Source organism: Paenibacillus glycanilyticus, assembly GCF_051200795.1.
GTDB lineage: Bacteria > Bacillota > Bacilli > Paenibacillales > Paenibacillaceae > Pristimantibacillus > Pristimantibacillus glycanilyticus.
Genome location: NZ_CP195155.1, coordinates 3,277,218 through 3,296,748, shown reverse-complemented (window position 1 = coordinate 3,296,748; position 19,531 = coordinate 3,277,218). Strand labels below are relative to the sequence as shown.

Below are 19,531 nucleotides of genomic sequence, written 5' to 3'. Positions count from 1 at the left end.
ACGTCATCAGTTCTAACTTTCATAGAACCCCTCTGCATCACAAATACGCCTGCCCCGGTATAACCGACAGCAGGCGTATTTACGTTTGTTATGCTTCTAACGCAGAAGCTCCCGCAATCTAGACAACTCGAGAGTTGCATGCGGCTTAAAGTCTTCGGATTCGGGTATCGTTAAAGGGCTCTTGCAAGCCTGTTTTTTCTTCGTCCAGTTGAAGCTCCCAAGCGCAATCCAAATTGGCAGATTTACACCGGTATTACGCGCAGCACAACGATGCTCTCACTTAAAAGAAGCAGCAAAAAACCGCGCACCTGCGCGGTTTTATCATTTACTATAAAGCCAGCTAACTCGTTACTTTCCTGCGCTTGCCTTCCAAGCATTTCTGAATCACGGTAAGAATAGCCGAGCTGTGCAGGGGCTTGCTTATATATTCGTTCATCCCCGCACTCATATACCGCTCCCGGTCGCCAACTAGCGCGTTAGCCGTAACGGCAACGATGTACGGCAGGTTACCCGGTTCAATGGTCTTGCGCAGAATTCTTGAAGCTTCCATTCCGTTCATAACCGGCATCTGTATATCCATAAATACGATATCGTATTTCTTCCTGCGGACCTCTTCCACAACTTCTGCACCGTTGGATACCGCTTTTGGTCGATAGCCAAGCTTCTCCAGCATGCGGATTAACACAAGCCGGTTAACCTCGTTATCTTCCGCGATCAGAATGGATAGCTCCTCCTCCGGCTGCGGTGCTTTTTCCGTAATGGATTCATGTAAGGCAATTGCCGGCAGCAGCTCGGCTTGGATCAGAATATGAAACCTGAATATCGTTCCTCCTCCAGGATTGGGCTCGCAGTAAATCTGGCCGTCCATTAATTGAACGAGCTTACGCGTAATGGCAAGCCCTAGACCGGTTCCGCCCTCCTGCCTCACCATAAAATGATCCGCTTGATAGAACGGCTCGAACAAATAAGGCACCTTGTCCTCCGGAACTCCTATCCCTGTATCCTTCACGGCAAAATGAAGTCTGACGTACTCGCCTTCGGCCTCGGCTTTGTCTACGGAGACGCCGATAGAACCTCTTGGCGTAAATTTGATGGCATTGCCGATCAAGTTCAGCATAATCTGACGAATCTTGAGTGAATCGCCAACAATATTTTGCGGAATTCCAGGTTTGATGCATACTTTGAACTCCAGGTTTTTTTCCATCGCCTTGGGCATTAAGGTATCAAAGGTTTCCGCGATCGCCTCGTTTAAATTAAAAGGCTCCACCGTTAATTCCGCATTGCCGGATTCCACTTTGGAAAAATCAAGAATATCGTTAATAATGCCAAGCAGCGTGTCTCCGCTTTTACGGATTATCGTCACATACTCCTTCTGCTCGTCATCCAGCGGCGTATCGAGAAGTAAATCCGTCATGCCGATCACTCCGTTCATCGGAGTACGTATTTCGTGGCTCATCATCGCCAGAAATTCGCTTTTTACCTCATTTGTTCGTTCGGCCGTTTCCTTCTCGATCAGCAGCTTTTTCTGTTCCGTAATGTCTTTGATCAACAAATAGAAGCCGATACTTCGGTTATTTACGATAATAGGCGCGATCGTAACGAGAACCTCTAAATAAGATCCATCGACATGCAGAAGATGGTTGATCGAGCTTTCAATCTCGGTGTACGGTTCATTATCGGCCAGTATGCGCGCCAGACTGTCCTCGCCGATAACACTGGCAATGCTTGTCCCGATTAATTCCGATACCTGACGTCCGGTCAGCTTTTCCGCCATCACGTTACCGCCGATAATCTTGCCCTGCAGGTCGAAGGAGATAATCGTATCGTGATTGTATTTCTTCAGAGACGTATACCGCTCTACCGATTCCTGCAGCTTCTGCTCGGTCATCTTGGTTGCGGTGATGTCAACGATCTGCGCGATATAATACCAAGGCTTCCCGTCCGCGCCTTCTCTAACAAGCGAGATATGAAGGGATACCCATACGATATCGTCGTTCGTAAGCAGATATTTCTTCTCCAGACTAAAGGTCGAGATTTTCCCTTCCAGCAGCTCCCCAAACTTTGAGCATAGATCGTCTGTGCCCGAAGAGAAAATGAGCTCGGTGGGATCCATCGTCAGCAGCTCCGCCCTCTTGTATCCGAGGATCTGGCATGCAGCCGGGTTAACATCAATCCATCTTTGATCCAGTGAGATCAATGCGATTCCAATCGGAGCATAATTAAAAACATGCGCGAACATGTTCTGTTGGTTAAAGGTTACTTCGTCCACGGGTTAGTCCCCTCCATGTTCAGAATGTTATTACCCGATATTTACGCAAAAGACCCGCAAGCTGCGGGTCCTTGTTTAAATTTCTTCTATTAAGCCTCTGATACGAGGATTGAGCTCTTTAAGGACTGATTAAGTTCTTTCATCCGCTGCAGCTTATTGCGGGAGGTGTAGGTGTCTGTACGATTAGTATCGACAAACAAAACCGAATCCTTCGGCAGCTCGGGCAATTTGCTTCCCGTTAAACCAATCGTAATTCCCTTGTTCACGATGACGACCTTGGTTGCAGGGTTAAAATCAGGATGAATCGTATATTTGGGATGGTCCGTGTTCTGAACCCGTCGCATCTTAATTTTGTTCGAGCTCATTTTTGCAACCCCCTTAAGGCGGAATGGATGAAATCAAAAATCATTACATTGGAATGTGCCATCAGTATACCATTTTTTATATCATCCGTGTAGTCCACGTACATATTTTGGTTCCATTTTGTTTCTTCTGGGAAATGATAAGAGATCACGTACTCTCCAACCTTGTACAGAAGGTAGAACATGCGCTTGGCCTCCGTATAGAACAGTACCGGCTCGCCTTCAGCTCTTGTATTGTAGGTGAAAGATACGTAAGAGTTAGGATCGCTCACATGAAAAGAATAACCGCCGGCCGTGTCTCCTGCGGCCTCGATGCATGACAATATGTCATTGCTATGCTGAAACAGACAGATCGCCGTACAATTTCGAAGCTTGCCGAGCGTAAGATCATGGATGCGCAGCTGCTTGATCTCCGCCCCTTTAATAATGCCTTGAAGTCTTGCCAATAACAGCCTTAGCTGTGACAGCTCCCGGATTATGAGATGGTCCTTTACAACCTTCTGAACAAATTCGGAAAACTCCACTAACGCCGCAAGCGTATCGATACTTTCCATGTACTCCGCTTTTTTCGGGAAATAAGAAGCCCCTTCTCTTAATATATCGCTAAGAACCGGCTTCCAATCAATGCCTACTCCAATTGGCATGTCCAGCATATATTTACCGTGTCTGTCGATAATGTCATAAAGCATGACCCAAATATACGGCTCCACTTCGTATTTGCTTGGAATTTCAGAGGGCTGAGCTTCCGCTGTCAGCTCGAGATGATCCATTAACTCGCGATTGGACGGCTCTCTGCGATGACTTTGCCTGTATCGTTCGATAAAGCTGTACACGACCCGGCGAACGGACATAAAGTACTTCTTCGTAATGGTAGGCTCCGCATAGAGAAATAACGTTTTTCCTGCGTTAAGAGCCGTTAAGAACTCCCGATGAGTGACCGTATAGCCGGTATCGGTCATACTGCCGCCTTTATTATAAAGGAACAAGCAAAAAATATCGGATTCCCTGACCTTGTTCAAGCAGTGCTCTACCCCGCTCACATCCATTGGCCACGGCCCGAAAGTTCGCTCATACATCTCCGGCTGGTGGCCCAGCAAGGTAAATTCATCAAATGTCCGGTTTCTTAGCGGTGTCAGTGCATCCTGAGCAACGGAGCTGATAAATAGCTTTGTAAGATTAGGCATCAGTTCAAAGGCTCCTCGTTAAGATAGGAAATATTCCTCTATTATACCATATAGAGTATGGTTAACTAATAGAGTCCCCGTACCTGTTCCTACCCCTCCGCAAGACCAAACAATGCCGGGATATCATTCAAGCAATCGTCCGATAGGCTCGGCTGCATATTTTACGATCCAATTAAGAGGTTTGGTGCGCTGCTTTCCATTTTTGACGCACAAATCCAAGACCAAATAACAGAACCGGGACAATGATCAGATAAAAAGATGAAGCTTTCTCCCATACCTTCTGAATAATTTCGCCGACATAAACGGTGTTAATATAGGTATTCCATGCGCTAATGATAAAAATAACGGCAAGCGGCAGAATGAGATAACTGGGATCCTTCATTCCGAATACGGTACGTACATATAGACGCGGACCTTGGACGTATTAGCCGGAGCGTTAATACGAACCGTGCACGTTCACCCAACCCGAAGTCGTCGCAACGTTAAGCGTGGAGCTTGCCGCCGAGACGTTTTCCGTCATTCAGGAAATTCAGGAATGTTCTTACCGTCAAAGGGACATGCTAGTATTCAATGTCTGATTAGCCGATGTTGCGAGGAAGGCTTGCGAAGTAAACTTTTAGGAGGATAATTATCCATGATTGAAACCCCTCACATTACAGCTGCAAATGAGCTGAAAACGGATGAAGAGATCCGGAAAGTGATGGCTTCCAAGGAGCCTGTTATCGTCTATCAGGACCGGATGCGGTTAAGACCGCCTCTTCCGATCATTGCCTACAATGACGATATGGTCAAAATCGCGGACGGGACAACGTTTCTCCGCAGCGTGACGCATTTCTATACGTTAAGCGATGAAGAGAAAGCCAAGTATAATATTAGCGAACCGAAAGCATAAAAAAACGGCTGCCCAAGCATTCGCTTGCGGTAGCCGTTTTTCGTTATTCGTATTAGAAAATAGTCGGAACCATTCCCCCATCCATCCGGATAGGCGAACCCTTAAACGCAGAAGCATCCGGGCTGCAGACGAAAGCAGCTAATCTGCCAATCTCGCTTGGCCTGATGAATCTCTGAATTTCCGATTGGGGAAGATTTGCGGCCATGAATCTTTTCTCTTTTTCCGCAAACGGGATGTCCTCGTCCGAATACAGATGCTCGATAATCTGATAGACGTTTTCCGAAAGGGTTGGTCCCGGCATAATGGAATTCACCGTTACTTCCGTGCCTACGGTTAGTTTGGATAAGCTTTTGGATAAGGACAATAACATCGATTTGGTCACCGCATATTGCGGCATTTGACCTGACGGCATAAGCGCTTCTTCGCTTGCAATAAAAAGAATGCGGCCAAAGCCGTTGCTCAGCATTTTAGGCATATAGTGCTTGCATAAATCATGGGCTGCGAGCACATTCGTATGGAAGTATCGCTCCCAGACTTCATGACTGACGTCTTGGTAAGCCATTATTTCGTAAATACCCGCATTGTTCACTAGAATATCCGCTTCCCGGTGCTTCTCAAACAAGGCTTCCAGCTGCTTCCTATCCGTAAGATCGGCTGCCGCGTTTTGCGGAGTGGTTGCAGGGAATAACGCTTTAATCTCTTGTACGGTTTTCTCTGTCTCTTCTACGTTACGGCCGTTAATCAACACATGAACGCCTTCCCTTGCCAGCTCTATAGCAATGGCTTTGCCAATTCCCTTGTTTGAACCTGTCACCAACGCAGTCTTGTTCGTTAATCGCATATCCATATTCTCTGTCTCCTTTGTTGCTTGGGATAGAGAATATACTACCTTGTCCGGAGGGATAGGTAACTAGTCCCCCGCGCCAATCTTCTTGCTTAACGCGCCAAGGAACAGGAGGCATCGGCATGCCGGCCACGCCAATTCGCCGGAGTCTCCCCTTCCCATAAGCGAAATGCCCGGTAGAACGAGTTCTGATCTTCATATCCGATTAAAAAGGCTACTTCATGAATCTCAAGGGTAGAATCCTTCAAGTAAGCCAACGCCATTTCATGTCTGACACGAGACAAAATTTTCTTAAAGCTTGTCCCTTCCTGCGAAAGCCTGCGCTGAAGCGTTCGCTCGCTCATGCCCAGATCCCTGGCGATGATCAGCATATCAGGACGACTGCCTGCCAGATCGCGTTTAATTATTCTTTCGATGATTTGAACAAGGGAGAACCGGTTTTTCCGTTCATCTAAAGTGCGCTCCAGCGCAGGCGTCAGAATCTCGAGCAATTCTTCGTTATAAGAGAGAAATGGCCAATCCAAATCGCTGCGACTCAGCGTCAATCGATCATGTTCCGCGCCAAAACGGACAGGACAGCCAAAATAAGCCTCAAGCGTACCGTCATCGTTAAGCGGAAAAGAAAACTCAACAAGCTTGGCGTTAATCTGCCGGCCCGTTCCTCTCCGGCCAAGTTCCACAAGCGTCGCTAACGTAATCGCCACAAGCATTGGCGGACCGGGCTGCTGTTGATCTGACCAGCTAAGCTGAATATGGCAGTTATCACCCTCTTCCGAGATCTGCAGACTTTCGGGTGGACAAAGCCGCTTATATTTTGCCATGCGATTTAGGGCATCACGATAGTTCCGGGCATGGTAGGTGGCCAGCATAGACGGCGGGTATTGCGTTGTTTCGTATGCGGTTGAAAGCTTAACAACCGCCTTGGATATGTCGCCAACAAGCTCGGAATACGCCTGCCATATCGCGAAATATTGCGTCGGAGTAACCCCTTCCGGCTTCTCGATTTGGTCTAAGGTCAGCTGCGCCTTAGCCGCAATCTCTTGCACGGAAAAGCCTATTTCGCGCAAGCCGATCCAGAATCCCGGCGGGATTTTAATCCGGTCATGAGATGCCATGTTGCGTATCCCCCTTATGGGTTTCTATATTCGCATCACTCATTAGTTAACATAATATATTTTCTGTTACCTTATTTTCTGTTACCTTATTTTCTGATTCCAATGTTTTTCGGCTTGCCGTTTGATGCACTCGTTCCGTTGCTTTAGAAATCGTTCCATATATGAGCGTAAAAATAGGACATCCGCTATCCTGCCAAGCGGCCCAAGCGGTGAGGTATAGTCGAAAATATCCGTCATAAGCGTTCCGCCATCACGCTCTTCAAATCGATGCTCATGCCTGAATCGTTTAAAAGCGCCGCTGACCATTTCATCCACAAACCGGTATGGGCGCTCGTATTCCGAAATCACTGCCGTAAGCTGCTGGCGGACGCCAAAATGAGTAGCTTCCCAGGTGACGGTCTCCCCTCGTTCGATTAACCCGCTTGTCCGGCCTCTCACCGCTCGTTCCTTGGTTTGAGAAGTGGACTCCATATGAATCTCAATGCTGCGGGAAAGATCAAAGCAAATTTCAATTGGCGCATGAATAACAAGAGTTTGTACGATAACGGGCAAGTGAAAACCTCCGATCTTACACGAATGCAATTTCCTTTTCCATAATGAAATCGTCCATAACGTAGCCATTGCCAATGTCCGCTACTTGCTCACGCACGTTAACGAAGCCTTTTTTCTCGTAAACCGCGATACTGGATGCGTTATCCCGATTAACCGTCAGCCAAATATGGCTTAATCCGCGTTCTTTGCACAGCTGCTCAATAAATGCCATGGCTTGACTGGCATAGCCGCGGCCGCGGTGTTCCTTCGATACGTAAAACTTGCTTAAGAACAGCTTCCCGTTATCTGCTCGAATGGACAAATAGCCGGCTGCAGAGCCGTCTTGTTGCTGCAGCAAGTAATATTCGTATCCTTGATTTCGAATCTGATCGGTAATCGCGGATACGGATTGAAACTTCTCGATCATATAGTCAATCTGCTCGATGGTAATCATGGATACGTAATGCTCACGCCAGATTTGCCCCGCCAGGCGGGCAACAAGCGTTATCTGATCTGCAGTATGGACCTTCGTAAATTCTATCTTCATCTAAGTACCTGCCTTTTCGCGTTATCCTTCCATTTTAACCTATCCACTCTTCAAATTCATGCGTTCTCCAATCGTAGTTGCTGGTTTGATACAAAAAAAAGACAGCCCTATGGCTGTCTTTCCTCTGATCTAATGGATATCCGGCAGCGTATCCTTGAATCGGGACCAATCTTCCCGCATCTCCGCTTCCGTTAACAGACAGGCGTCTAGTGTTTCGTTTATGGATTCCCGGTCCATCTTAATGCCAATAAACACGACTTTATTGATACGGTCCCCATACTCTGGAGACCAGCTGTCCCGCAGCTCCGGATACTCTTGGAGGTACATCTCCTGTTCCGCTTGCGGCAGCGTTGCAATCCAATAACCGGATGGGCCAAATTGAATGGATGGGCCAGCCTGGCTTATATTTTGGCCAATGTTGTTCCTGGAAGCGACCCACATGACCCCTTTGGCCCTCACTACCTCCTCCGGCCAGTTTTTCAGCCATTTCTTCAATCTTCCGGGATGAAACGGCTTGACGCGCTCATAGACGAAGGAAGAGATTCCGTACTCCTCCGTTTCCGGCGTATGCTCGGATTTCGACAGCTCCTTCACCCAGCCGGCAGATTGGCTTGCTTCATCAAAGTCGAACAAACCTGTATTTAAAATCTCTGCCGGATTAACTTGGCCATTAACGGTTCGAATCAGCTTGGCACGAGGCTGCAGCTTTCTTAGCACGCCTTCCAATTCAACTAGCTCATCCTCTTCGATCATGTCGCATTTGTTGAGCAGCAATACATCGCAGAATTCGATCTGGTCGATTAACAGATCCACGACTTCCCGCGTATCGTCATCTCCTACAGCCTGACTGCGTGCGAGCAGCGACTCACCGGAGGAGAAATCATGCCAGAACCGGTTAGCGTCCACAACCGTTACCATGCAATCAAGCTGGCAGAAACGGGATAAATCGATTCCTTGCTCTTCATCTATATAAGTAAAGGTTTGAGCGACGGGAACAGGCTCGCCTACGCCGGTCGACTCAATTAATATGTAATCGAAGCGTCCATCCAATGCTAATCGCTCCACCTCGCGGAGTAAATCCTCCCGAAGCGTACAGCAGATACAGCCATTCGACATTTCCACCAGCTTCTCATCGGTACGCGAGAGACCACCTCCCTCTTTTATAAGGCCCGCATCGATATTTACCTCGCTTAAATCGTTCACGATTACGGCAACCTTCATTCCTTCACGGTTATTCAGCACGTGATTGAGTACCGTTGTCTTGCCGGCTCCCAAGTAGCCGCTTAGCACGGTTACGGGTATTTTGTTCATGTCATCATCTCCTATTACGTAATTATTACGATTAAATTCGGAAGAAAAAGCCGGAGTTATGTCCAGCGTGCTTACTTCTTCTTCGAATTATTCGTTTAATGCTTTCTTTAATGCCTCAAGATTATTGGTCATGACGCCGATGTAGTCCAGGTTGTTCTTGATATCTTCCGCGGTCAGCCCTTCCAACGGGTTAAGCACTGCCGTTGCCGCGCCAATCTCGTCAGCTACAACTTGAGCGACCTTCGGATCAACAAGCGTTTCGAAGAAAATCGTCTGAACCTGATGCTCCTTCGCGAATTCAACAACCTCCGCCATCTCATCCGGAGAAGGCTCTTGCTCGGGCGATAGTCCGGAAATCGGAATTTGAGTGAGTCCGTATTGCTTAGCCAAATAACCAAATGCCGCATGCTGAGTGACAAACTCTTTATGCTTGGCGTTTGTTAATGCATCCTTGAAGGCAAGATCCAGCTCCTGTAACTTTGCGATATATTCATCCGCATTTTTCTTGTAATCCTCTTTATTGCCGGGATCCGCCTGCTCCAATGCGGCCTGGATCGCCCTTACCTCTTGCTGGGCAAGTACCGGATCAAGCCAAACATGGGGATCCAGAGGCGACTCTTCTTCATGAGAATGCTCCTCCTCTTCGCCATGCCCGTGATCTTCTTCCCCATGCTCATGGTCATGCTCTTCTCCTTCCATTAAAGTAATGCCCATGCTCGCTTCCACGACTACACGCTGCTCATTCGCCGCACTGGATAAAGCACTGTCAACCCAGCCCTCAACGATTCCGTTATAAACGAATACATCCGCGTCTTTAATGGCTGCCATATCCTTGGCGCTTGGCTCCCAGTCATGCGGCTCGGTTCCGGAAGGGATAAGGGCGACAACCTCCGCATGGTCACCTGCCACCTGCTTGCTGAATTCATACATCGGGTAAAAGGTTGTAACCACCTTCAGCTTGCCTTCGTTACTTGCTGCTTCTTTCGTTTGATTGCCGCATCCGGCCAGGATTAAGGATAAACCTGCTCCAAGCACGATCGATTTTTTCAACCAGGATTTCATAATAAAAAAGTACCTCCAGATTTGATTTATATCTCTTCCTAATTACATGGGAATTAGGATGAAGACCAATGTTCGTTATCCGCTGCTCTATGGCGTCGGGATACGGGCGTTTCCGGACGCATAACCAGCCTGCCGGATCTCTTTGATCCAAGCGCAAACAGCTTTTTCAGTCCTAAACCTGCCACTAAAAACAACAAAAGAACAAAAGCGATCGTGCCTCCGGGCGGCGTGCTAAGCTCATAAGAAGCGGTTAAGCCCATAAACGTACCGGTTAGACCGATGCCCATCGATATAAGGATCGCCGTGGCGAAGCTTGACGAGATTCGGACGGACAGGGCTGCCGGCAATATAATAAGCGCCGACACGAGAAGTACGCCAACAATCGGCATTGCTGCAGCTACGATCATGCCTGTAACGATGCTGAATCCGAAGGAAATCCACTGTACGGGTATGCCGCTTGTTCTCGCTGATTCCTCATCGAAGGAAACCATATAAAGCGGTCTTCGCAGCAGGAAGAAAAATAAAGCGCCAATAAGTGCGGCTGCGAGCATAATCATAAGCTCCGTCCGGTTGACGGCAACTACGGAACCAAACAAATAAGAGGAGAAGCTTTTGTTAACCGACTTATTCATCGTCATCAGAATGACAGCCAAAGAGAGACCTCCCACCATAATAATGGCTACGGAAAGCTCACTATATGTTTTGTAGGCTTTACGGACATACTCCACCGTAATTGCGCCAAGGACAGCTACGACAAACCCCGCCAGGGACGGATTAATTCCGAGGTATGTACCTGCAGCAACTCCAGCAAGAGATACATGTGAGAGCATGTCGGCCATTAAGGCCTGCCTTCTCAGCAGCAAATATACGCCAAGCGCCGAAGCGATTAACGCAATGATTCCGCCGGCGAAAAATGCCCGCTGCATGAAGTCGTAGTGCAGCATTTCCAGCCTCCTTCCTCTCTTCTCTCGAGCGAAATAATACGGTCCAGCATGCCGTCCAGCTCAGTCAGGTTATGAGTAACGATAACGACCGTTTTGCCGTGTTGATCGATCTGCTCCCTCATAAGCTTGTAGAAATCTTTCCGGCTTTCTTTATCCATGCCGGTTGTCGGCTCATCGAGCACAAACAAATCAGGCGACATAGCGAGCGCCCTGGCTATGCAAATACGCTGCTTCTGCCCTCCCGATAGCTCTCCGATCCGGCGATTGCGGAGCTCCCATACGCCCATGCTTTTCATCGCTTCGTCCGCGGCTTGCTTGGCGTCCGGGCTTAGCCTCCTGAACCAATTCAGTCTTTGCGAGTAAAGGCCGGAACGTACAAACTCGGTCACTTGACTAGGAAATCCGCTATTGAATGCAGCAATCTGCTGCGGCACATACGCCACAGCAAGCTTGTCGCCATTAACATTCGTAGGCGATAAGTTCACCTTCCCCTGCCAAGGGTGTAGCAGCCGTAAAGCAAGCTTAAGCAAGGTCGATTTGGAGGCACCGTTCTGACCGGTAACCGCAATGAATTCTCCCGAGTGAACCTCGATGTTGGCCATTTCCAGGCAAGGAACGTCTCCGTACCCAAAGGTCACGTCCTGAAGAGAGGCAAGCAGCAATATAATCATCCTTTCTATGTATCCAAACATACATCTGCGCATTATTTCGTAATTATTACGATTAAAGTAGAAATAAAAAGTTCAACAGCGAGTGTTGAACGTAATCATTACGTATAAGCAGAATAACAGAACTTTTCTTAATCGTCAACATTACGATTAAGAAAAGTTCTGCTTCTTTATGATGCGCTATTATTTAATAAGCGGCCGATCTTGCAAATAACGTTCCATATCCGGACTATGCCCCTCCGCAATCTCCTGTACGATGATTTTGGACAAAAGCTGACTGTATACCGCCCCATTGTCGCCGTACGCGAGCAAGAAGTAGCATTTCGGGAATTCCTCGTACTTCCCTATGATAGGGAGACCATCGACCATTCCTCCATAAAATGCCGCACAGGAATAAGCTGACTCCACGGGAATTGCCGGGAATCTGCGGTTAAATTCCTCTATCAGCATAGAAGTTTTATGAATCAGCTTGCTGTCTCTGTCGTCCGGATACATCGTATTTTCGTCGAGACCTCCTATAATTACGCGGTTATCTGCCGTTGTGCGGATGTAAATATAGGGCCGTGCCGTCTCCCACAGCAACGTCCGTTCATGCCAGGTGGAGAAGTCGGCTACCGGCTGCGTCGTTACCGTATAGGTACTTACGAACGAAGCTTGCTTCTCTTTGCGAATATCCATATTCTCGTATCCCGCGGCAAAAATAACATGTCGCGCTTGAACGTTATAACCGTTTTTGGTGGAAATCATCATGCGCTGAAGATCTCCGTCATAGTGATGACCGTTCATTTCCGAATGCTCATACACCTTAACTCCCCGTTCTGCAGCATACTGGAATAAGGCATGAGTGAATTTATACGGGTTCAGCTCACCGTCCCCGTATGAGTAGATCGCCGCTTCCCGGCTGAACGGATAATGGGCTTCAATCTTTACTTTCGTCCAGAAATCCACTTCCCCGCCATGGCGCTTGATAAATTCATATTCGTTCCGCAAACGGTCAACATCCTCGGGACAGCTCGCGGAATAAAGCGTATCGCGCCTACGGAATTCACAATCCAGTTGTACGCGCCGGGAGGCCTCTTCAATATCGTCAATCGCTTGCTTCAATAGCGTTAGATGCTCCGCAATATATTTTTCTCCAAAGGTGTTGACGAGAGAAGTAAACATCTTTTCCCCCGAATATTGAATAATGGCCGTATTGGTGCTTGTGCTGCCTGCGCCAATCCTCCCTTTTTCCAGCACAACGGTTTTTAATCCCCGTTCAGCCAGATAATATGCGCATTGCGCCGCCGAGCTCCCTCCCCCAATAATCGCAACATCGCATTCCGTATCCTCTTGAATCGACGGATAAGCCGGGGCATCCGGCAAGGTTGTTGGCCAATAATACGTACCCGATTGTAAATTCATGAAGTTCCCCCTATTTCGATTAGACTGGAAATTATTATTTCCCGGAAGTCATGTTCTTAATAGGCAAAGAGCCGCTGAACGGCGGCTCTTTCTTAAAGTGTTCTGTATGAGAATGGATAGAAATGCTCTTTCCCCGGAAAACTAATTTATCCAAAAATGAGAAGCAGGTGTGTGAGCTATGGATAAGTTAAAGCAAAGACTTAATCGGAAAAATACGGCCGTTATTGTAGTGGATGTCCAGAACGATTACTGCCACCCTGATGGAGCTATCGCCAAAACCGGTATTGACGTAAGCGCCGCCGGAAAAATGATACCCGACTTGCAAGCCTTACTGGAATCTGCCCGGAAGCATGGAATCCCCGTCATCTTCCTGCAGACGAATCACGAAAAAGCGACGGACTCCGAGGTATGGGTGTCACGCTTCGAGGATGGCGTGAATCCGATTTGCCATACCGGAAGCTGGGGCGCCGAGTTTTTCAATGTCTCTCCAACTGAGAATGACATTATCGTAAAAAAACACCGGTATAGCGGCTTTATTCATACCCGCCTGGAGTCCGTCCTGCAGACCTTAAAGATTGAAACTCTTGTTATGACGGGCGTAAGTACGAATCTTTGCGTCGAATCCACCGCAAGAGACGGGTTTATGAAGGATTACCATATCATTCTTATGAAAGATGCCTGCGCGGCCTTTTCCCAGGAAGAGCATGACATGACGGTTAAGACCGTTGATACGTATTTCGGCATGGCCGCAACTACAAAAGACGTCATTAACTACTGGCAGCACCACGCCACCGCTCCACAGCTGCAAATGCAAAATTAAAGGTTAACCGGCAGCCGGATCGTCGCCATCGCTTCTTTCTTCTGATCGTCGTTCACGTGGGTATATATCATCGTTGTTTCAATGGAGGCATGTCCAAGCAGCTCCTTCACTACACGGATATCTACTCCATTCTTTAGCAGAATAGTAGCAAAGGTATGACGTAATTTGTGGCAGGAGAGCTTTTTGTTCGCCGCATGGGGATTAATGCTTTTGAACGCCTCAAAGGTTTGACCGGCAATCTTCTGAATTTGGCGGATCGACAATCTTCTTCCCTTCTGCGAGACGAAGAAAGCATCCTCCTGCTCTTTATAAGGCGTGATACGGTCCTGAGCCACTTCCGAAAGAACGGCAGCCAGCTCTTCCGGCACCGGAATCTCATTCCACTTCCGTCCTTTGCCGAATACCTCAATCGTTCCTCTCACCGGGTTAAAGTCGTTCCGGTTCAAACGGTGAACCTCGCCAACCCGGAGACCGCAGTAACTCATCAGCAGAAAAATGGCCACATTACGAGCGCGGTATCTCCCTTCGATACAGGACAAGCTTGCTGCAAGCTCATCCTCCTCGAGATAGACCGGCTTCTTGTTTTTTTCCGTCTTCGATTTCTTAACTTCCATTGCGGGATTGCGGGTAGCCATCTCGAAATCAATCAACGCCGTATAGAAAGATCGAATCGCCGATAACGTCCGGTTCCTCGCACGGTCACCTGCTCCCCGCTGCTTCGATATAAGAAACGAAATAACATGCATCTTTCCGGCTTGTTCGGCGGCTGCCCCTTCGAGAGATTCCAAATAGGCATAAGCCTCTCTCATATATTCTTTTTGCGTCGTATCCGTATAACCGGCTTGCTTCATCCAAATGCGAAAGGCTTGCGTGAGCTTACTGTATAAATATTCCAATTCATGCTGCTTTTTCAACCGGCATTCCCCTACCTTATGTATAAAAAAATGGCTCTCAAGCGAAAGTGCGCAAAACCCTGATTTTGCGCACTTTATTATAGCATGAAATCGGGGAAATAGATGCTCTACTTCTAGCTTCTAGCCTTTAACAATCTCCATCCATATAAATGGAGGAATCATAAATCAGATCGCCAATCGTTTGCTCGGAGTTTCCTTTCAGAGGTTGATTCAGCTTTGCCATTAATTTCTCCACCATAGATTCAAAAAACACTCTCAATCTCATCATCCGTTCCTCCCTTTTCGTTGAAGCATCTTTTCTTGTGATCAGTATAACAACAAGCATATTCAACCGAATCTGCGAGAAGTAATGAACGCGAATGATAAAAAGTATTCCCATTGCATCTTAACCATGAAGATTTTCATGCTTCTATGCCAAAAGTCATGCCATATACCGCTGTTGTTTTAACTTTACAGCTTCAAAGATTACGTAATGTATTTTATGTTAACTTAACTGGTTAAACTAGGAATGCGCACTAAAAAGGCAGCCGCATCTGCGACTGCCTACTTCTCAAACTATAAATTAATGTCCGCCATAGCTTTGCTGTTCCATATCCGCATTAGGATCAAGCTTGCTGCGACCCATAAAGAACGATACGATCAAAGCGAGCACAGCCGGAATAATTGCCCATGCGAAGGTCCCTACGATCGAATCGGCCAAAGAATGGACGATTTTGTCCAATACCTCAGCTGGAATCTGATCCCGGGCTTCCGGCGTCAGAATCTCGCGCGGATCTTTGAATTGCATGCCGCCTTCCGGAGCGGCTTGACCGCCGGCTGCAAAGGCATCGGTCATTTTGCTCGTAAACAGATTGCTTTGTATAATCCCGTAAATCGTAATACCGATTGTCATCCCAAGTGAACGAATGAAGTTAAGCGTCGAGCTTGCCGTCCCCCGCTGTCTGGCAGGTAATCCGTGAATGGCTGTGTTACCGAGTACCGAGAAGGACGCGCCAATGCCAAGACCAATCAGAATCATATAGATGGTCACGATAAACCGGGATGAATCCGCTGTAAGCGTAGTTGTCAGGATGGACCCGATAACCAGAATAATAAACGTCGCCACCATAATGTTGCGGTACGGTATCTTGGTCATCAGGAAACCCCCGGAAGTAGCGGTTACTACCGTGCCAAGCATCATCGGCAGCAAGACCAGCCCCGAGTTTGTTGCCGAGCCGCCGAGTACCCCTTGAATAAAGATCGGGATAAATACGGAAGCGACAATAAACGCTGCGCCGCTGAACAATGCGCTTAAGATACTGGTCGAATACAACCGGTTCTTAAATAGGGCATAAGAGATAATGGGCTCTTTAACCTTCGTCTCTACGATCAGGAAGGTAACAAGCAGGACGGCAAAGCCTGCAAACATGCCAAGAATTTGAACGGAATCCCAGGCGTATGTCTTGCCGCCAAGCTCAAGCGCGAACATCAGGCAGACTATGGCACCGATCAATGTAGCCGCTCCATACCAGTCGATTGGCTGCTTCGAATGCTCCATCGATTCCTTATAGAAGAAACCAATCATGCAAAGCGCGATAATGCCAAGCGGAAGATTGATGTAGAATACCCATTCCCATGCGAAGTTGTCCGTAATATACGCACCGATCAGCGGCCCGAAGATGGAAGACATCCCGAATACCGCTCCGAACATGCCGCCCATTTTGCCCCGGCTTTCCAAAGGCACGGCGTCAAACATAATCGTAAACGCAACGGGCATCATAGCCCCCGCCCCGATCCCTTGAACCGCGCGGAATAGTGCGAGCTCGGTGATCGAGCTGGCTGTTCCGCATAATACGGAACCTGCCATAAACATAATAATGCCGAATAGGAAGAACCGTTTCCGGCCATACATGTCGGACAGCTTGCCGAAGATCGGCATCCCTGCCATTTCCGCCACCATATAAGCGGACGTAACCCATACGAACTTGTCGAGTCCGCCTAGTTCGGCGACGATATTCCCCATCGCCGTAGCGACGATCGTATTATCCATCGACGCCATCAGAATGCTAAGCAACAGACCAGCGATTACAAGCCCTACGTTGCTCTTTTTGTTTGCTGCCACTTTACACGCAACCTTTCTTCCCTAACATGAGATCTTTTTCATTTCCGTCAAAACAATGTTTCGTTCAAATGTCTCCAAACCGCTAAGAACGGTAGAAAAACGAGACAAAATTATGACTTCCTACGATGACATCGTAACATAACATTGTTTCATTGCATAGTCCAGAATTTTGAATCCGCTTTAAATATAATTTCCATCAGCCTATCTTTCCGTTCATCCTTCAAGGAATTGGAAAACATACATTCATATCTTAAAGAACAGGTGTTCCCGTGTCAATCCTTTTTTCTAAAGCTCTTCCCTGCCATTTTACTCCTTTAAATTTCTATTCCCAGTTGTTTACGTAATAAATTTTATGTAAACAAATTAAACCCCAAGGAGATTTCTCCTTGGGGTTTAATCCATTATGCTTGAACGGGTTCAAAAGTTTTGACAACTTCGTACATCCCTGGTTCGAACGTTGCAATCTTTAATGCTTCCTGCAAATACGGAAGAGGCTTGGGATCATCCCTCATCGCCTGATAATCCTCCAGGCTTCTCCACTGCGCATACATCGTTACTTTCGTTCCATCCGTGCTCCGATGCAGGCTGGATGAGATAAAGCCGGCAGCATAGCGGACGGAAACATCCGTTGCACTCGTTAGAAGCTCAACAAGACGGTCCTGATTCTCTGGTTTAACCGTAAACACGTTAATAAAGGTTAAGACAGGATGATCTGCCGAAATATGAGTCATGCATAACACTCCTTTTCTTTGATTATTATCTGCAATGATCATTACGAATATTACTGTTTATCAAACTCGTCATACATACGGGTAACTTGCGGATCCAGCTCTTTGGCTTCGTAGTCGGTTGATACACTGAGCTTTTCCCAGCGTTTTGTCTCGGCCAGTTTGCCCGTATCCACTGCATTGGCGATGGCTACAGCATCGCTGCCAAGAAGCAGCCGGAGAGGCGGATTCTCTTCGCTGGCGATGGCAAGAATAGCTTGAGCCGCTTTTTCCGGATCACCGTTCTCCTTGCCGGTCACATCGCGCAAATGCTTCAGCAGACCGCCAACCGTGTCACTGTACTCGTTTCGGGGTTCGATATGCTGCATGGACGATCCAGCCCAGTCGGTACGGAAACCGCCTGGTTCAATTAGCGTAACCTTAATGCCAAGAGGATTAACTTCTTTGGCTAATACTTCGGAAAAACCCTCTACTGCCCATTTGGACATTTGATAAGGTCCAAGACCAGGCGCACCCGTACGGCCTCCAATGGACGAGAATTGAACGATATGGCCATGTCCCTGTTCTCTCAGCACCGGCAGAGCGGCTTTGGTTACATGAACGACACCCCATAGGTTTGTTTCCACTTGGGCTCGAAAATCCTCCATCGGCGTTTCTTCTATAGAGGAAACGTTGCCGTAGCCCGCATTATTGACCACGACATCCAATCGCCCGAACGCTTCAACGGCGGTCCGGATAGCAGCTTCAGCCTGCTCATAGCTCGTAACGTCCAATGGCACAAGACGGACCCGGTTTCCGAAACGCGCTTCGAGATCGGCAAGCTGTTCCGGTCTGCGAGCCGTTGCCACCAGCTGATCTCCATTCGCCAAGACAGCCTCGGCCAGACTACGACCGAATCCACGGGAGCTTCCCGTAATGAACCATACTTTAGACATATAAAATACCTCCTGAATAAGTAATGTGATTTGGAATATTCATTCCACTGCAAGTATAGTCCTTCTTGCATGCGAAATCAATAGTTTTTCGGAATGTTTATTCCAATCCAATATTAACAAGTCCATTTCACCTTTATTTTATGGCTCTTTTCCCTTTCTCAATGTTCCAGTAATGCAGAAAAACCATCTTATTCAAATCAAGAAACAACATCAGAATGGTTGTTATCTTGAATCAAAATCGGAATATATATTCCAATTTAAGCATAATAAAAAACAGCCCCGGATCCAAACGCAATCCAAATGGCTGTTTCTACACTAATATGGCCTTCCATGACGCTTCCAAAATTTGTTGAACCTGAACTTCATTCAAAGGGTATTTATCAATATAATAGCCCTTCAGAATAGACGATATAATACCGTGAATAAGCTGATGGCACAGATGCGAATCCATTTCCTTAATAATTCCCTGCTTCTGCCCCTCCACAATTAACGAAAGTACGACCTCGCTGGAATGGCGGGCATCCTCCATGTTGCGCAGCTCGGGCGAAATATACGGGGAGAACGAAAAACTGTCGATAAACAAAAATTCCTTCGGATACCGAATCCCGAAGTTCAGCCGGTTCAATTGCAAGCACTTGAACCGTTCATACAGGCTCGCTTCCGGGTTATAGCCTTGAAGCAAATACTCGCCCATAAGAATGCGAGCTTCCTTGTATACCGCATTAACAAGCTCTTCTTTATTCGCGAAATAATTATAGATCGTTCCCGCTCCGACATTGGCACGCTTGAACAATTTTGAAAAAGTAACGGATTGCAGCCCCTCTTCATGAATCAAGTCGAGCGTTGCCGCCATAATATCCTGCTTCTTGCTCATGTCTTCCACCTCTTGCAATAACATTA

21 protein-coding genes are annotated in these 19,531 nt (G+C 47.5%); 2 read left to right on the top strand and 19 right to left on the bottom strand.

Annotation, left to right across the window (positions count from 1 at the left end; all coding sequences use genetic code 11):
- Positions 1–340: 340 nt before the first annotated feature.
- From ACR9FF_RS15150 to ACR9FF_RS15135, 4 genes are all read right to left on the bottom strand, one after another.
- Complete coding sequence (locus tag ACR9FF_RS15150; protein WP_435171955.1) at positions 341–2,269, bottom strand: PAS domain S-box protein; 1,929 nt, start codon at positions 2,267–2,269, stop codon at positions 341–343.
- Between the two features lie 89 nt (positions 2,270–2,358).
- Positions 2,359–2,634, bottom strand: coding sequence for a hypothetical protein (locus ACR9FF_RS15145; protein ID WP_435171954.1), 276 nt, complete (start codon positions 2,632–2,634; stop codon positions 2,359–2,361).
- Positions 2,631–3,815 carry a DUF4062 domain-containing protein gene (locus ACR9FF_RS15140; RefSeq protein ID WP_435171953.1) on the bottom strand — a complete coding sequence of 395 codons (1,185 nt, stop codon included), beginning with the start codon at positions 3,813–3,815 and terminating at the stop codon, positions 2,631–2,633. Before ACR9FF_RS15140 ends, ACR9FF_RS15145 begins: the two co-directional genes overlap by 4 nt.
- 172 nt (positions 3,816–3,987) lie before the next feature.
- Positions 3,988–4,197 carry a hypothetical protein gene (locus tag ACR9FF_RS15135; RefSeq protein ID WP_435171952.1) on the bottom strand — a complete coding sequence of 70 codons (210 nt, stop codon included), beginning with the start codon at positions 4,195–4,197 and terminating at the stop codon, positions 3,988–3,990.
- Between the two features lie 252 nt (positions 4,198–4,449).
- On the opposite strand from ACR9FF_RS15135, the gene ACR9FF_RS15130 reads away from it, so the two are divergent.
- A complete protein-coding gene (locus ACR9FF_RS15130; protein ID WP_127498925.1) occupies positions 4,450–4,707 on the top strand; it encodes a hypothetical protein in 258 nt (85 codons plus the stop codon).
- Between the two features lie 52 nt (positions 4,708–4,759).
- Here ACR9FF_RS15130 and ACR9FF_RS15125 read toward each other — a convergent pair whose 3' ends face one another.
- The 9 genes from ACR9FF_RS15125 to ACR9FF_RS15085 all read right to left on the bottom strand — a co-directional run bounded on the left by ACR9FF_RS15125 (position 4,760) and on the right by ACR9FF_RS15085 (position 13,133).
- Positions 4,760–5,554 carry an SDR family NAD(P)-dependent oxidoreductase gene (locus ACR9FF_RS15125; protein ID WP_435171951.1) on the bottom strand — a complete coding sequence of 265 codons (795 nt, stop codon included), beginning with the start codon at positions 5,552–5,554 and terminating at the stop codon, positions 4,760–4,762.
- Positions 5,555–5,643: 89 nt separating this feature from the next.
- A complete protein-coding gene (locus ACR9FF_RS15120; RefSeq protein ID WP_435171950.1) occupies positions 5,644–6,666 on the bottom strand; it encodes an AraC family transcriptional regulator ligand-binding domain-containing protein in 1,023 nt (340 codons plus the stop codon).
- Between the two features lie 81 nt (positions 6,667–6,747).
- A complete protein-coding gene (locus tag ACR9FF_RS15115; protein ID WP_435171949.1) occupies positions 6,748–7,218 on the bottom strand; it encodes an SRPBCC family protein in 471 nt (156 codons plus the stop codon).
- A gap of 16 nt (positions 7,219–7,234) precedes the next feature.
- Entirely contained in the window at positions 7,235–7,744 is a 510-nt protein-coding gene (locus tag ACR9FF_RS15110) for a GNAT family N-acetyltransferase (protein WP_435171948.1), read from the bottom strand.
- A 129-nt stretch (positions 7,745–7,873) separates the two neighbouring features.
- Positions 7,874–9,055, bottom strand: a complete 1,182-nt coding sequence (locus tag ACR9FF_RS15105; protein ID WP_127492368.1) for a GTP-binding protein — start codon at positions 9,053–9,055, stop codon at positions 7,874–7,876.
- 87 nt (positions 9,056–9,142) lie between these two features.
- Positions 9,143–10,117: a metal ABC transporter substrate-binding protein gene (locus ACR9FF_RS15100; RefSeq protein ID WP_435171947.1), complete on the bottom strand. Its 975-nt coding sequence runs from the start codon at positions 10,115–10,117 to the stop codon at positions 9,143–9,145.
- A gap of 53 nt (positions 10,118–10,170) precedes the next feature.
- Entirely contained in the window at positions 10,171–11,067 is an 897-nt protein-coding gene (locus ACR9FF_RS15095; protein WP_435172123.1) for a metal ABC transporter permease, read from the bottom strand.
- On the bottom strand, positions 11,004–11,723 hold the full coding sequence (locus tag ACR9FF_RS15090) for a metal ABC transporter ATP-binding protein (RefSeq protein WP_317979493.1): 720 nt from the start codon (positions 11,721–11,723) through the stop codon (positions 11,004–11,006). The genes ACR9FF_RS15095 and ACR9FF_RS15090 overlap by 64 nt, the downstream gene beginning before the upstream one ends.
- A gap of 189 nt (positions 11,724–11,912) precedes the next feature.
- Entirely contained in the window at positions 11,913–13,133 is a 1,221-nt protein-coding gene (locus tag ACR9FF_RS15085) for an NAD(P)/FAD-dependent oxidoreductase (protein ID WP_435171946.1), read from the bottom strand.
- A gap of 178 nt (positions 13,134–13,311) precedes the next feature.
- Between ACR9FF_RS15085 and ACR9FF_RS15080 the strand changes: the two genes are divergently transcribed.
- Positions 13,312–13,953, top strand: a complete 642-nt coding sequence (locus ACR9FF_RS15080) for a cysteine hydrolase family protein (protein ID WP_435171945.1) — start codon at positions 13,312–13,314, stop codon at positions 13,951–13,953.
- Here ACR9FF_RS15080 and ACR9FF_RS15075 read toward each other — a convergent pair.
- The 6 genes from ACR9FF_RS15075 to ACR9FF_RS15050 form a co-directional block, all read right to left on the bottom strand.
- Positions 13,950–14,867, bottom strand: a complete 918-nt coding sequence (locus ACR9FF_RS15075; protein ID WP_435171944.1) for a tyrosine-type recombinase/integrase — start codon at positions 14,865–14,867, stop codon at positions 13,950–13,952. The two genes, ACR9FF_RS15080 and ACR9FF_RS15075, sit on opposite strands and share 4 nt — an antisense overlap.
- Positions 14,868–14,994: 127 nt before the next feature.
- Positions 14,995–15,135 (bottom strand): hypothetical protein, encoded by a 141-nt coding sequence (locus ACR9FF_RS15070; RefSeq protein WP_435171943.1) that lies wholly within the window; start codon positions 15,133–15,135, stop codon positions 14,995–14,997.
- Between the two features lie 294 nt (positions 15,136–15,429).
- Positions 15,430–16,968 (bottom strand): MDR family MFS transporter, encoded by a 1,539-nt coding sequence (locus ACR9FF_RS15065; protein WP_201005410.1) that lies wholly within the window; start codon positions 16,966–16,968, stop codon positions 15,430–15,432.
- A gap of 401 nt (positions 16,969–17,369) precedes the next feature.
- Positions 17,370–17,699 (bottom strand): antibiotic biosynthesis monooxygenase family protein, encoded by a 330-nt coding sequence (locus ACR9FF_RS15060; protein ID WP_127492353.1) that lies wholly within the window; start codon positions 17,697–17,699, stop codon positions 17,370–17,372.
- A gap of 50 nt (positions 17,700–17,749) precedes the next feature.
- The gene (locus ACR9FF_RS15055) at positions 17,750–18,631 is read right to left on the bottom strand and encodes an oxidoreductase (protein WP_435171942.1); all 882 of its coding nucleotides are present in this window, start codon (positions 18,629–18,631) and stop codon (positions 17,750–17,752) included.
- 310 nt (positions 18,632–18,941) lie between these two features.
- Positions 18,942–19,505, bottom strand: a complete 564-nt coding sequence (locus ACR9FF_RS15050) for a TetR/AcrR family transcriptional regulator (RefSeq protein ID WP_127492349.1) — start codon at positions 19,503–19,505, stop codon at positions 18,942–18,944.
- Positions 19,506–19,531: the final 26 nt, after the last annotated feature.